We start from the raw sequence: 12,874 nt of genomic DNA, 5'->3' as shown, positions 1-12,874 counted from the left end.
CCGGTGCCCGATCGCCATACTAGACTCACGTACGTGGACATCAGCAAGGCAGATTCGGGAGCCCGCCGATCAGGGACCGCGGGGGACGTGTGGCTGCGCCCGTCCGCGCGGAAGGGACGCGACGCCCCGCCGCTCAGCCGGGATCGGATCGTCGAGGAGGCCGTGACGCTCCTGGACGCCGAAGGCGCCGACCGGCTGACCATGCGCCGCCTGGCCGAACGGCTCGGCACCGGCTCGACCACGCTCTACTGGCACGTGAAGACCAAGGACGACGTCCTCGACCTCGCCCTCGACATGATCTTCGCCGAGGTCCGGATCCCGGCGGAAAGCCGGGGGTGGCGCGCCGACATCACCGCGCTGATCGACGGATGGCGCGCGGTCCTGCTGCGGCATCCCTGGTCGGCGGCGCTGCTGAGCCGTCCGATGCTGGGGCCCAACGTGCTGGCCCGCAGTGAGTTCCTGTACGCGACCCTCCTGAGGGCCGGTGCCGTCGAACCCCACCTCACGGCGGCCGCGTACGGGCTGTCCAACTACGTCATCGGCTCCGGGCTGATGCAGGCCACCTGGCCCACCGGCGCGGGGCAGGAGGCGCGGCAGGCGGCTCAGGAGCACCTGCGCGCCCATCGGGACAGCTACCCGGCCCTCGCCGCCCACGGCCCGCACGTCGCGGAAGCCGACTGGGACACCGGCTTCGCCCTCGGCCTGACCTGGCTTCTCGACGGCATCCAGGCCGGGATCGCCGGGAAGTGATCCTCTCCGGCGGCGCTACGCTGCTGTGCCATGCCTGAGACGCGCCTCGACACCGCCCGGATCCGGGCGGCCCGCGAGATGATCGACCCGATCTTCCTCGACACTCCGCTCTACCGCTGCGAGGCGCTGGAGCCCGGCCTCGGGTGCGCGGTGAGCGTCAAGCTCGAAACGGCGAACCCGGTCCGGAGCTTCAAGGCCCGCGGCACCGAACTCGTGACGAGCGCCCTCGCCGCCGGCGGCTCGCGAGCCGTGGTGTGCGCCAGCGCGGGCAACCTCGGCCAGGCCCTCGCCTGGTCCGGTCGCGGCCGGGGGTTGGACGTCACCGTCGTGGCGTCCCGCTTCGCGCCCGCCGCCAAGCTTGATCGGATCCGCGCGCTGGACGCCAGGCTGGAGCTGGTGGACGGTGACTTCGACCTGGCTCGTGAGCGGGCGGCCGGCATCGCGCGGTACGAGGGGATCCGGCTGGTCGAGGACAGCCTGGACATCGAGACCTGCGAGGGCGCGGCGACCATCGGCCTGGAGCTGGCCGGCGCCGTGCCGTCGTTCGACGCCGTGCTGATCGCCCTCGGCGGCGGGGCGCTGGCCACCGGCGTGGGCCACGTGGTGAAGGCCCTGGCCCCCGGCGTCGAGGTGATCTGCGTCCAGCCCGCGGGCGCGCCGGCGATGACCCTCTCCTGGCGGCAGCGGCGCGTCGTCACCACCGAGACGACCGACACCATCGCCGACGGCGTCGCCGGCCGGCTGCCGATCGCGGCCGTCCTGGACGACCTCCTCCAGGTCGCCGACGACGCCGTCCTCGTCCAGGAGAGGTCGATCATCGCCGGCATGCGGCTGCTCCTCGACCATGCCGGCCTCGTCGTCGAACCGTCGGCCGCGCTCGGCATCGCGGCGATCCTCGAAGACCGTGACCGCTTCGCCGGCCGGCACGTGGTCACCATCGTGTGCGGCGGCAACGTCGACCCGGACGCCTACCGCCGCTGGACCGGCCCGGCTGCCCGCGAGTCCTGACTCGGCGGGCCGGGGGCGAAGGCGCGGAGGAAAGTGTCCACGGCCGCGTCGGTGATCCGGATGAGGTCGTCGTCCGAGGGGGTTTCCAGGGGCCAGTGCAGGTCGGCGGGGCCGGTGAGGAGGGCGAGGAGCTGCTCGGCCGCCGTCGAGGGGTCGGCCGGGCGCAGGCGGCCCGCGAGGGTCAGGCGGGCGAGGCGGTCGGCGAGGGCTTCGGTGACGCGGTGCCCGGAGGGGCCTCGTACGAGGGAGAGCAGGTCGGGGAAGCGTGCCAGCTCGGCGTGGAGGAGGCGGCGGACGGCGCGGGAGCGGTCGTCGCAGTGGCAGCGGAGCAGGTCGAGCGCCACTTCCCGGAGGACCGGGCGGAGGTCGTCGCCGGGGTCGGTGAGGCGGTCCAGGGTGGCCAGGTGGCGGGCGACGGCGGTGCCGGCGGCGGCCGTCATCACCTCGCGGAACAGGGTGGCCTTGTCGGTGAGGTGGTTGTAGACGGTGGGCTTGGCGACCCCGGCCTCGTCGGCGATCTCCTGGACGCAGGCCTGGTCGTAGCCGCGACGGGCGAAGACGGTGATCGCGGCGTCGAGGATGGCCTGCCGCTTGTCGATGCGGCCACGGGTGGTGGGCATGACGTCATTCTAGGTGCGTACTGAACTCATGGGTTCAGTGTTACTGACTAGGCTGTTACATTGAACCGGTGAGTTCAAATTTGTCGCGATTGGTCGCGGTCGTCCTGCTGGGCGGGATGCTCGGCATTCTCAACAGCACGATGGTCGCCGTCGGGATCGACACCCTGGCCGCCGCGTTCGGCACGTCGCTCAGCGCGGTCGGCTGGGTGTCGACCGGGTTCCTGCTGGCCGTGACCGCCGCCATCCCGGTCACCTCGTGGGCCGTCGAGCGGTTCGGCGCGCGGCGGCTGTGGCTGTTCGGGCTGCTGGCGTTCCTCGCCGGGTCGCTCGGCGCGGGGCTGGCCTGGGACACCGGCGCTCTCATCGCCTTCCGTGCGGTCCAGGGGCTGGGCGCGGGAGTGCTCGACCCGCTGGTGCTCGTGCTGCTCGCCCGCGCGGCGGGACCGCGGCGGGCGGGGCAGGTGATGGGGCTGATGGGCGTGGTGCTGTCGCTGGGTCCGGTGCTCGGGCCGCTGGCCGGCGGCGCGCTGCTGCAGGCGTTCTCCTGGCAGTGGATGTTCCTGCTGAACGTGCCGGTCGGGATGGTGGCCTACCTGCTGGCGCTAAGGGTGATCCCGGCCGACGACCCACCGGCGGGGCGGCGTACCCGGCTGGACGTGACCGGCGTGGTGCTGCTCGCGCCCGGGTTCGCGGCGCTCGTGCTCGCGCTGTCGCAGGCCGCCGAGCAGGCCGCGTTCGGGGTGTGGCAGGTGCTCGTCCCGCTCGCGGCCGGCACGGCCCTGCTGGCGGGGTACGGCCTGCACGCGCGCCGTGGACAGCCGCTGATCGACCCGCGGCTGTTCGCCCGGCGCTCCTTCAGCGCCGCCGTGGTGGTCATGGGGCTGGTCGGGCTGGCCACGTTCGCCACCCTGTTCGCGCTGCCGCTGTTCTTCCGGCAGGTGCACGGGGTGGGCGCGCTGGCCGCCGGGCTGCTGGTGGCGCCGGTCGGCGCGGGCGCCGCGGTGGCGATGCCGCTGGCCGGACGGCTGTCGGACCGGCTCGGCGCGCGCGGCCTGGCGCTGGGCGGCGCGGCGGTGGCGGCGCTCAGCGGGCTGGCCTTCACCCGGGTCGGTCCCGAGACCGGGTGGGTATGGCCGGTGCTCGCGGGCTGCGCCATGGGGCTCGGGCTGGGCTTCGTCGGCGCTCCGACGATGGGCTCGCTCTACCGGCTGCTGCCCGCGCCGCTGATCCCGCAGGGCAGCGCCGTGCTGTACATGCTGAACCAGTTCGGCGCGGCGCTGGGCATCGCGGTGGTCACGCTCATCGTGCAGACCGCGGGCGATCCGCAACGCGGGCTGCGCGGCGTCTTCTGGTTCGCCCTGGCGATGGTCGTCGTGATCCTGGCGGCGGCCCCCCTGCTCCCCGGCCGCCCGGCCCCCGAAGCACGGGCGGCCCCGGAGCGGACGGGATCAGCCTGACGCGGCCACCGCCCCGGGAAGCGGTGGCCGGAGGAAAGACGTCAGAACCCCTGGGCCAGGCGGTAGTACGCCTGGTTCCAGCGGATCTCCTTGGCGAACTGGCGCGGGGTGGTGTCGGCGTCGATGACGAGGAGCTCGACGCCGAGCATCTCGGACAGGTCCGTCAGCTCCTCGACCCCGACGGCCGTGGACAGCACCGTGTGGTGCGGGGCGCCGGCGGTGAGCCAGGCCTCGGCCGAGGTGCGCAGGTTCGGGCGGGGCTGCCAGACCGCGCGGGCGACCGGCAGCGCGGGCAGCGGCTGCGGCGGCGCGACCAGGTCGATCTCGTTGGCCACCAGCCGGAACCGGTCCCCCATGTCCGCCAGGCCCACCACGACGCCCGGCCCGGGCGTGGCGTCGAACACGAGCCGGACCGGGTCCTCCCGGCCGCCGATGCCCAGCGGGTGGATCTCGCACGACGGGGTGCCGGAGGCGATCGTCGGGCAGACCTCCAGCATGTGGGCGCCGAGGATGAGCTCCTCGCCCGGCGTCAGGTGGTAGGTGTAGTCCTCCATGAACGAGGTGCCGCCCGGCGCCATCGCCTTGAGGGTGCGCAGCAGCACGGACGTCTTCCAGTCGCCCTCGCCGCCGAAGCCGTAGCCGTCGGCCATGAGCCGCTGCACCGCCAGGCCGGGCAGCTGGCGCAGCCCGCCGAGGTCCTCGAAGTTGGTGGTGAACGCCTTGAAGCCGCCGCTCTCCAGGAAGTGGCGCAGGCCCAGCTCGATCCTGGCCGCGTAGCGCAGCGACTCGCGCCGTTCGCCGAGCAGCTCGGGCGCCACCCGGTAGAGCTCCTCGTACTCCTTGATCAGCTTGTCGACGTCGGCGTCGGCGGCCGCGTCGACGGCCTCGACCAGGTCGTTCACCCCGTAGGTGTTGACCGAGACGCCGAAGCGGAGCTGGGCCTCGACCTTGTCGCCCTCGGTGACGGCCACGTCGCGCATGTTGTCGCCGAACCTGGCCAGCTTGAGCGTGCGCAGCTCGGCCAGGCCGGAGGCGGCGCGCACCCAGGACAGGACGCGCTCGGCCACGGCCGGGTCGCTGACGTGCCCGGCCACGGTCTTGCGGGCCACCCCGAGCCGGGTCTGGGCGTACCCGAACTCGCGGTCGCCGTGCGCGGCCTGGTTGAGGTTCATGAAGTCCATGTCGATGCTCGCCCACGGCAGCTCCACGTTGGCCTGCGTGTGCAGGTGGAGCAGCGGCTTGCGGAGCGCGTCCAGGCCGGCGATCCACATCTTCGCCGGGGAGAACGTGTGCATCCACGCGATCACGCCGGCGCAGGTGTCGTCGGCGTTCGCCTCCAGCATCACGCGCCGGATGGCGGCCGCGTCGGTCAGGACCGGCTTCCACTGCACGGGCACCGGCAGCGCCTCGGCGATGCGCCGCGACTGCTCGGCCACCTGCCTCAGCGTGTCTTCCCCGTACAGCCCCTGGCTGCCGGTCAGAAACCAGATGTTCAACGTGGACTCCTCTGTCCGTAGACGTTCTGGTAGCGGTCGTACAGGCGGTCGATGTGCTCCGGCTTGATCGGCAGAGGCTCGCCGAGCTGCCTGGCGACGTGGACGGTGCGGGCGACGTCCTCGCACATCACCGCCGCCTTCACCGCCGCCTTGGGGTCCTTGCCGATGGTGAAGACGCCGTGGTTCCGCATGAGCACGGCGGGCGAGCGGTGGCCGTCGAGCGTGGCCACGATGCCCTGGCCGATGGAGTCGTCGCCGATCAGCGCGAACGGTCCCACCGGGATGTCGCCGCCGAACTCGTCGGCCATCGCGGTCAGCACGCACGGGATCGGCTCGCCCCTGGCCGCCCACGCCGAGGCGTAGGTGGAGTGGGTGTGCACGACGCCGCCGACGTGCGGCATGTGGCGGTAGACGTACGCGTGCGCGGCGGTGTCGCTGGACGGCGCGTGGTCGCCCTCGACGAGGTTGCCGTCGAGGTCGCAGACGACCATGCTCTCCGGGGTCAGCTCGTCGTAGGAGACGCCGGAGGGCTTGATGACGAACAGGTCCTCGCCGGGAACGCGGCCGGAGACGTTCCCGGCCGTCCAGGCGACGAGGCCGTAGCGGACCAGTTCCGCGTGGAGGGAGGCGACCGTGGTCCTCATGAGGCGGCCTCGTTCCTGATGGCGCGCAGGGTGTGCAGCATGCGTCCGTCTCCGAAGTGGTCGTGCAGGTTGCGGTATTCGGCGTACAGCCGGTCGTAGGCGTCGGCCCTGGTCTGGTCGGGCACGTACGCGGCCTCGGTGCGCTTGCCCATGGCGGCGGCGGCCTTCTCGATGTCGGCGTAGACCCCGACCGCGACGGCGGCGTGGATGGCCGAGCCGAGCGCCGGGCCCTGGTCGGAGCCGATGGCCGACAGCGGGCGGCGCAGCACGTCGGCGTAGACCTGCATGAGGAAGCGGTTCTTCAGCAGGCCGCCGGCCACGACGAACTCCTCGACCGGGACTCCGGCCTGCTCGAAGGTCTCCACGATCATGCGGGCGCCGAACGCGGTGGACTCGATGAGCGCCCGGTAGACGTCCTCGGGCCGGGTGGCGAGGGTCTGGCCGACGATGACGCCGGACAGGTTGTGGTCGACGAGCACGGAGCGGTTGCCGCCGAACCAGTCGAGCGCGACCAGGCCGTGCTGTCCGACGGCCTGCTGCTCGGCCAGCGAGGTCAGGTACTCGTGCGCGTTCATGCCCTGGGCCGCCGCCGCCTCCGCGTACCCGGCGGGGACGTGGGCGTCGGCGAACCAGGCGAAGATGTCGCCCACGGCGGACTGGCCGGCCTCGTACCCCCACAGGCCGGGCACGATGCCGTCGCGTACGACGCCGCACATGCCGGGCACCTCGGCGAGCCGGTCGCTGGGCATGATGTGGCAGGTGGAGGTGCCCATGATGGCGACCATCTGGCCGGGCCTGACGGCGTCGGCGGCGGCCGCGGTGACGTGCGCGTCGACGTTGCCCACGGCGACGGCGATGCCCTCGGGCAGGCCGGTCCAGGCGGCCGCCTCCGCGGACAGGGGGCCGGCGAGGCCGCCGAGCGGGGCGAGCGTGACGCCGCCGGTCTTCTCGCCGACCTGTCCAGTGGCGAGCTTGGCGGCGAAGCCGGAGAAGCCGGGGTTCAGCTCGGCGAGGAACTCCTCGGACGGGTAGCCGTCGTCCTGAAAAATCCCCTTGTATCCGGCGGTGCAGATGTTGCGGCTCTCCACCCCGGTGAGCTGCCAGATGATCCAGTCGGCGGCCTCGATCCACCGGTCGGCCGCGGCGTACGTCTCCGGGTCCTCCTCCAGGACCTGCAGCGCCTTGGCGAACTCCCACTCGGAGGAGATCTTGCCGCCGTACCGGGGCAGCCAGCTCTCCCCGCGCCGGGCCGCCAGCTCGTTGATCCGGTCGGCGTGCGCCTGGGCGGCGTGGTGCTTCCACAGCTTGGGCCAGGCGTGCGGCCGTTCGGGAGTGTGGAAGCAGAGGGGGGTGCCGTCGGCGGTGGCGGGCAGCACGGTGCAAGCGGTGAAGTCGGTGCCGATGCCGATCACGTCGTCGGCCTGGACGCCCGCCGCGGCGAGGGCGCCGGGCACGGCCACGCGGAGCACGTCGATCCAGTCCTGCGGCGACTGCAGCGCCCAGTCGGGGCCGAGCCGCACGCCGGAGCCGGGCAGCTCCCGCTCGATGACGCCGTGCGCGTACTCGTGGACGGCGCTGCCGAGCTCAGCGCCGTCGGACACGCGGACGACGACGGCACGCCCGGACAGCGTGCCGAAGTCCACTCCGACCACGAACTTGTTAGCGTTCACACTGATCTCCAGGGGATTCGTACGGGGCCTTGCGATATAACACGGCATATATCACGGCACCCGCGCGGCGGCAGCCGTGCTGGACCTGACGACGAAACCGGGCGGCACGACGAGGCGCTCACACGTGCCCGCCCCCGCGTCGAGCTGCCGGAGCAGCACCTCGATGCAGTGCCTGCCCACCTGGTCGAAGTCCTGCCTGACCGTGGTGAGCGGGGGCGAGAAGAACGCCGACTCGGGGATGTCGTCGAAGCCCACGACGCTGATCTGGTCGGGTACCTTCACTCCTTCCTCGGAGAGCGCGCGCAGCACGCCCAGCGCCATCTGGTCGTTGGCCGCGAAGACGGCGGTGACGCCGTCCATCGCGGCCAGGCTCCGGCCGGCCGCGTAGCCGGCGTGCGGGCTCCAGTCGCCGGGCAGCGGCTCGGGCACCGGCCGGCCCGCCTCCTCCAGCGCGGCCCGCCAGCCCTCCAGCCGCCCCTCGGTCTCCAGCCAGTCGGGCGGGCCGGTGACGTGGTGGACGGTCCGGTGACCCAGCTCCAGCAGGTGCCGGGTGGCGAGCCTGGCGCCCTCGGCCTGGTCGATGCAGACCACCGAGACGTCGCCGCGCAGGGTGCCCTCGACCGCCACCGCCGGGGTGCCCGACGGCAGGCTCTCCAGCGCCGGGCCCGCCGAGCGCCGCGGCGCCACCACCACGACCCCGTCCACGCCCTGCTCGGACAGGTAGTCGATGGCGTCGCGGACGCTGTCGACGTCGAGCGTCTTCAGGCTCACGATGCTCACGAAGTAGCCGGCCGTCCTGGCCGCCTGCTCGATGCCGTAGATCGTGCTGGCCGGTCCGTAGAGCGTGGTGTCGAAGCTGACCACGCCGAGCATCCGCGACCGCTTGGTGACCAGGGCGCGGGCGGCCAGGTTGCGGCGGTAGCCGAGCCTGGTGATCGCCTCCTCCACCCGGGCCCTGGTGTCGGGCCGGACGTTGGGATGGTCGTTGAGCACCCGGGAGACCGTCTGGTGCGACACGCCGGCCTCCCTGGCCACGTCGGCCATCACCGGAGGGCGGCGCTTGGGTGGCGCTACCACGGTCTCTCCTTTCCAGCGGTACGGACGAGCGGGCGGACGATCAGGCGGCGGCGCCCGCGCGGCGCTTGGTCCACACGTCGAAGGCGACGGCGGCCAGCAGCACGAGGCCCTTGACGAGCATGACCCGCTCACTCGGCGAGCCGATCAGGGACATGCCGTTGTTGATCACGGCCATGATGAGACCGCCGGTGATCGCCCCGACCACCTTGCCGACGCCGCCCTGGACGGCCGCGCCGCCGATGAAGGCCGCGGCGATCGCGTCGAGCTCGAACATGTTGCCCGCGGTGGGTCCCGCCTGGTTGAGCCGGCCGGCGAAGATGACGCCGGCGATGGCCGCCAGCACGCCCATGTTGACGAAGATCCAGAAGACGACCTTCTTGACCTTGACGCCGGACATGACCGCGGCCTGCAGGTTGCCGCCGATCGCGTAGATCTGCCGGCCGAACACGGTCTTGTTGGCCAGCAGCGAGTAGCCCAGCACCAGCACCGCGAGCAGCACCAGCACCCAGGGCAGGTTCTTGAACCGGGCGAGCTGCACGACCAGGAACAGGATGAGCGCGGCCCCCGCGGCCATCTTGACCACGAACACCGCGAACGGCTCCACGGCCTGCCCGTAACCCGCTCTGGCCGTCCGGGTGCGCCACTGCGAGACGACCATGCCCGCGATGGCGACCAGCGCGACCAGCAGGCTGAACAGGTCGGCGCCGCCCAGCGGGCCGAGCCCGACGTTGCCGAGATAGCCGCTGGTGAACCCGTTGGCCAGGGTGCGGACCTGGTCGGGGAACGGGCCGATGCCCTGGTTGCCGAGCACGGTCAGGGTGAGCGCGCGGAACAGCAGCATGCCCGCCAGCGTCACGATGAACGCCGGGATGCCGAAGTAGGCCACCCAGTAGCCCTGCCAGGCCCCGATGAGGGCGCCCGCCGCGATCGTGATCAGCAGGGCCAGCGGCCACGGCACGCCCATATTGACCATGAGCACGGCCGAGATCGCGCCGGTGACCGCCACCACCGAGCCGACCGACAGGTCGATGTGCCCGGCGATGATGACCAGGATCATCCCGATGGCGAGGATCAGGATGTAGGAGTTCTGGACGATGATGTTCGAGATGTTCTGCGGCGTGAGGAGCGCGCCGTCGGTGAGGACCGAGAACAGCGCGACGATCAGCGCGAACGCGATGTAGATGCCGCTCGACCGCAGGTTGAGCGAGAGTCCGCCCAGAGAGACGCGGCCGGGCCGCTTCGGCTCTTCCGGTTCGCCGCCCGTGGCGCCGGCCGCCACGGCGGCGGGCGTGGTGCTGCTCATCTGGACCTACTCCTGTCCCGTGGTCGTTGCTTGGGTCATCAGTTGCATGAGGCGTTCCTGCGTGGCTTCCCCTCGCGGCAGCTCACCGGTGATGCGCCCCTCGGAGAGCGCGTAGACGCGGTCGCACAGGCCCAGCAGCTCCGGCAGCTCCGAGGAGATCACCAGCACCGCCTTGCCCTCGTCGGCCAGCCGGTTGATGATCGTGTAGATCTCGTACTTGGCGCCGACGTCGATGCCCCGGGTGGGCTCGTCGAGGATGAGCACGTCGGGCTCGGTGAGGATCCACTTGGAGAGCACGACCTTCTGCTGGTTGCCGCCGCTCAGCTTGCCGACGACGCTCGACACGCTGGGCGCCTTGATGTTCATGCTCTTGTGGAAGCGCTCGGCGACCGCGTACTCCTCGTGCTCGTTCACCCAGCCGCGCCGCGACAGCCCGCTCAGACCGGCGGCGGAGACGTTGCGCTTGATGTCCTCGATGAGGTTGAGCCCGTACCGCTTGCGGTCCTCGGTGGCGTAGGCCAGGCCGTGCCTGATCGCGTCCTGTACGGTGCGGATCTCGACCGGCCGGCCGTTCTTGAAGATCTTGCCGGAGATGTTGACCCCGTACGTGCGGCCGAAGACGCTCATCGCCAGCTCGGTGCGCCCGGCGCCCATGAGGCCGGCCAGTCCGACGATCTCCCCGCGGCGCAGCGTGAGCGAGGCGCCGTCGACGACCTTGCGGCCTGGCTGGCTGGGGCTGTGGACGGTCCAGTCCTCGATGCGCAGCGCCTCCTCGCCGATCTTCGGGTCGTGCGGGGGGAAGCGGTTGTCGAGGGCGCGGCCGACCATCCCGGAGATGATCCGGTCCTCGGTCACCTCGTCGGCGGCCATGTCGAGCGTCTCGATGGTGCGGCCGTCGCGGATGATCGTGACGGAGTCGGCGATCGCGGTGACCTCGTTCAGCTTGTGGGAGATGATCACGCAGGTGATGCCCTCGTCGCGCAGCCCGCGCAGCAGGTCGAGCAGGTGCGCGGAGTCGTCGTCGTTGAGCGCCGCGGTGGGCTCGTCGAGGATGAGCAGCTTCACCTCCTTCGACAGCGCCTTGGCGATCTCCACGAGCTGCTGCTTGCCGACGCCGATGTCGGAGACGACGGTGGTCGGGTTCTCCCGCAGGCCCACCCGCTTCATCAGCAGGCCGGCCTCGTAGTTGGTGCGGTTCCAGTCGATGACGCCGCGCTTGGCGCGCTCGTTGCCGAGGAAGACGTTCTCGGCGATCGACAGCTGCGGGCTGAGCGCCAGCTCCTGGTGGATGATGACGATGCCGGCGTGCTCGCTGTCGCGGATGCCGCCGAACGCGCACCGCTCCCCGTCGAAGTGGATGTCTCCCTCGTACGTGCCGTGCGGGTAGACGCCGGACAGCACCTTCATCAGCGTCGACTTGCCGGCGCCGTTCTCGCCGCAGATGGCGTGGATCTCGCCGCGCCGCACGGACAGGTTGACGTCCTGGAGCGCCTTGACGCCGGGAAACGTCTTGGTGATCCCGGTCATCCGCAGAATGTGATCGGTCATGGTCGAAGCCCCTCGGTCAGGGGCTCCGGGGGACGGGCCGTCCCCCGGAGCGCCGGCGCCTACTTGAGCTGGTCCTCGGTGTAGTAGTCGCCGCCGATGATGATCTCTTTGTAGTTGGTCTTGTCGACGATCACCGGGTCGAGCAGGTACGAGGGAACGACCTTGTTGCCGTTGTCGTAGTCCTTCTCGTTGTTCACCTCGGGCTTCTGGCCCTTGAGCACGGCGTCGGCCATCTTGACGGTGGTCTCGGCGAGCTTGCGGGTGTCCTTGAAGATCGTCGAGTACTGCTCGTCGGCGATGATCGACTTGACCGAGGCGAGCTCGGCGTCCTGGCCGGTCACGACCGGGTAGGGCTGGCCGCTGGTGCCGTAGCCGCTGCTCTTGAGCGCCGACAGGATGCCGATGGACAGTCCGTCGTACGGGGAGAGCACGCCGTCGACCTTGGTGTCGCCGGTGTAGGTCTTGGTGAGGATGTCCTCCATGCGCCGCTGCGCGGTGGCCGGGTCCCAGCGGAGGATCGCGGCGGTCTTGAAGTCGGTCTGGCCGCTCTTCACCACGAGAGTGCCGTCGTCGATCTTCGGCTGGAGGATCGACATGGCGCCGTTCCAGAAGAACGTGGCGTTGTTGTCGTCGGGCGAGCCGCCGAACAGCTCGACGTTGAACGGGCCCTTCTCGCCCTTGTCCACGCCGAGGCCCTGGAGCAGGGAGGTGGCCTGCTGGACGCCGACCTTGAAGTTGTCGAAGGTGGCGTAGTAGTCGACGTTCGGGCTGTTACGGATCAGCCGGTCGTAGGCGATGACCGGGATGCTGTTGTCCGCCGCCTGCTGGAGCTGGGAGGTGAGCGCCGTGCCGTCGATCGAGGCCACGATCAGGAGCTTGGCGCCCTTGGTGATCTGGTTCTCGATCTGGTTGGCCTGGGTGGGGATGTCGTTCTCGGCGTACTGCAGGTCGACCTGGTAGCCGAGCGCCTCAAGCTGCTTCTTGACGTTGTCGCCGTCGTGGATCCACCGCTCCGACGACTTGGTCGGCATGGTGACGCCGACCAGCGCGCCGGCGTTGCCGTCGGCCGCGCCGGAGGACGCCTCGGCGTCGACGGTCTTCTGGCTGGAGCCGCAGGCCGTCATGGTGGCGGCGAGCGCGATCGCGGTGACCACGCCTCCGATCCGTCCCAACCTCATCGTGTGTGTCTCCTCGCTTGAAAGATCACGGCAGCGCGAGTCGCCAAGGCTGCCCATGAACGAAACGGTTCACCACAAGGGGGGATGAACCAGAACAAAACTCGCATCCGTTGACCAGGATTG

At 71.1% G+C, this 12,874-nt stretch carries 11 protein-coding genes; 3 read left to right on the top strand and 8 right to left on the bottom strand.

Features of this window, described 5'->3' with window-relative positions:
* Positions 1–33 precede the first annotated feature (33 nt).
* A complete protein-coding gene (locus FR742_RS06425; RefSeq protein ID WP_148030082.1) occupies positions 34–750 on the top strand; it encodes a TetR/AcrR family transcriptional regulator in 717 nt (238 codons plus the stop codon).
* Positions 751–780: 30 nt separating this feature from the next.
* Positions 781–1,758: a threonine/serine dehydratase gene (locus FR742_RS06420; RefSeq protein ID WP_148030081.1), complete on the top strand. Its 978-nt coding sequence runs from the start codon at positions 781–783 to the stop codon at positions 1,756–1,758.
* Here FR742_RS06420 and FR742_RS06415 read toward each other — a convergent pair.
* On the bottom strand, positions 1,719–2,378 hold the full coding sequence (locus tag FR742_RS06415) for a TetR/AcrR family transcriptional regulator (protein ID WP_148030080.1): 660 nt from the start codon (positions 2,376–2,378) through the stop codon (positions 1,719–1,721). The two genes, FR742_RS06420 and FR742_RS06415, sit on opposite strands and share 40 nt — an antisense overlap.
* A gap of 68 nt (positions 2,379–2,446) precedes the next feature.
* Here FR742_RS06415 and FR742_RS06410 point away from each other — a divergent pair, with 68 nt between their 5' ends.
* Positions 2,447–3,835 carry a DHA2 family efflux MFS transporter permease subunit gene (locus FR742_RS06410; protein WP_261808378.1) on the top strand — a complete coding sequence of 463 codons (1,389 nt, stop codon included), beginning with the start codon at positions 2,447–2,449 and terminating at the stop codon, positions 3,833–3,835.
* A 41-nt stretch (positions 3,836–3,876) separates the two neighbouring features.
* On the opposite strand, the gene araA is transcribed toward FR742_RS06410, so the two are convergent.
* The 7 genes from araA to chvE form a co-directional block, all read right to left on the bottom strand.
* Positions 3,877–5,331 carry an L-arabinose isomerase gene (gene araA / locus FR742_RS06405; RefSeq protein WP_148030079.1) on the bottom strand — a complete coding sequence of 485 codons (1,455 nt, stop codon included), beginning with the start codon at positions 5,329–5,331 and terminating at the stop codon, positions 3,877–3,879.
* The gene (locus tag FR742_RS06400) at positions 5,328–5,975 is read right to left on the bottom strand and encodes an L-ribulose-5-phosphate 4-epimerase (protein ID WP_148030078.1); all 648 of its coding nucleotides are present in this window, start codon (positions 5,973–5,975) and stop codon (positions 5,328–5,330) included. The genes araA and FR742_RS06400 overlap by 4 nt, the downstream gene beginning before the upstream one ends.
* On the bottom strand, positions 5,972–7,627 hold the full coding sequence (gene araB, locus FR742_RS06395; RefSeq protein WP_261808844.1) for a ribulokinase: 1,656 nt from the start codon (positions 7,625–7,627) through the stop codon (positions 5,972–5,974). Before araB ends, FR742_RS06400 begins: the two co-directional genes overlap by 4 nt.
* A gap of 69 nt (positions 7,628–7,696) precedes the next feature.
* Complete coding sequence (locus FR742_RS06390; protein WP_148034375.1) at positions 7,697–8,689, bottom strand: LacI family DNA-binding transcriptional regulator; 993 nt, start codon at positions 8,687–8,689, stop codon at positions 7,697–7,699.
* Positions 8,690–8,762: 73 nt separating this feature from the next.
* A complete protein-coding gene (mmsB, locus tag FR742_RS06385) occupies positions 8,763–10,025 on the bottom strand; it encodes a multiple monosaccharide ABC transporter permease (protein WP_222708857.1) in 1,263 nt (420 codons plus the stop codon).
* 6 nt (positions 10,026–10,031) lie between these two features.
* A complete protein-coding gene (gene mmsA / locus FR742_RS06380; protein WP_148030076.1) occupies positions 10,032–11,573 on the bottom strand; it encodes a multiple monosaccharide ABC transporter ATP-binding protein in 1,542 nt (513 codons plus the stop codon).
* A 59-nt stretch (positions 11,574–11,632) separates the two neighbouring features.
* Positions 11,633–12,751, bottom strand: a complete 1,119-nt coding sequence (gene chvE, locus FR742_RS06375; RefSeq protein ID WP_148030075.1) for a multiple monosaccharide ABC transporter substrate-binding protein — start codon at positions 12,749–12,751, stop codon at positions 11,633–11,635.
* Positions 12,752–12,874 lie beyond the last annotated feature (123 nt).

It is taken from the genome of Nonomuraea sp. C10, assembly GCF_008017515.1.
In the GTDB taxonomy this organism is placed as follows: domain Bacteria; phylum Actinomycetota; class Actinomycetes; order Streptosporangiales; family Streptosporangiaceae; genus Nonomuraea; species Nonomuraea ferruginea.
Note: the sequence above shows the minus strand (reverse complement) of the source record. Positions and strands in the feature narration are given on the sequence as shown.

What these genes read in the sequence shown, in the direction of transcription:
- FR742_RS06420 (WP_148030081.1), top strand. Translation starts at nt 781, where the DNA reads ATGCCTGAGACGCGCCTCGACACCGCCCGGATCCGGGCGGCCCGCGAG.
- FR742_RS06415 (WP_148030080.1), bottom strand. Translation starts at nt 2,378, where the DNA reads ATGCCCACCACCCGTGGCCGCATCGACAAGCGGCAGGCCATCCTCGAC.
- FR742_RS06400 (WP_148030078.1), bottom strand. Translation starts at nt 5,975, where the DNA reads ATGAGGACCACGGTCGCCTCCCTCCACGCGGAACTGGTCCGCTACGGC.
- FR742_RS06390 (WP_148034375.1), bottom strand. Translation starts at nt 8,689, where the DNA reads ATGGCCGACGTGGCCAGGGAGGCCGGCGTGTCGCACCAGACGGTCTCC.
- mmsB (WP_222708857.1), bottom strand. Translation starts at nt 10,025, where the DNA reads ATGAGCAGCACCACGCCCGCCGCCGTGGCGGCCGGCGCCACGGGCGGC.
- mmsA (WP_148030076.1), bottom strand. Translation starts at nt 11,573, where the DNA reads ATGACCGATCACATTCTGCGGATGACCGGGATCACCAAGACGTTTCCC.
- chvE (WP_148030075.1), bottom strand. Translation starts at nt 12,751, where the DNA reads ATGAGGTTGGGACGGATCGGAGGCGTGGTCACCGCGATCGCGCTCGCC.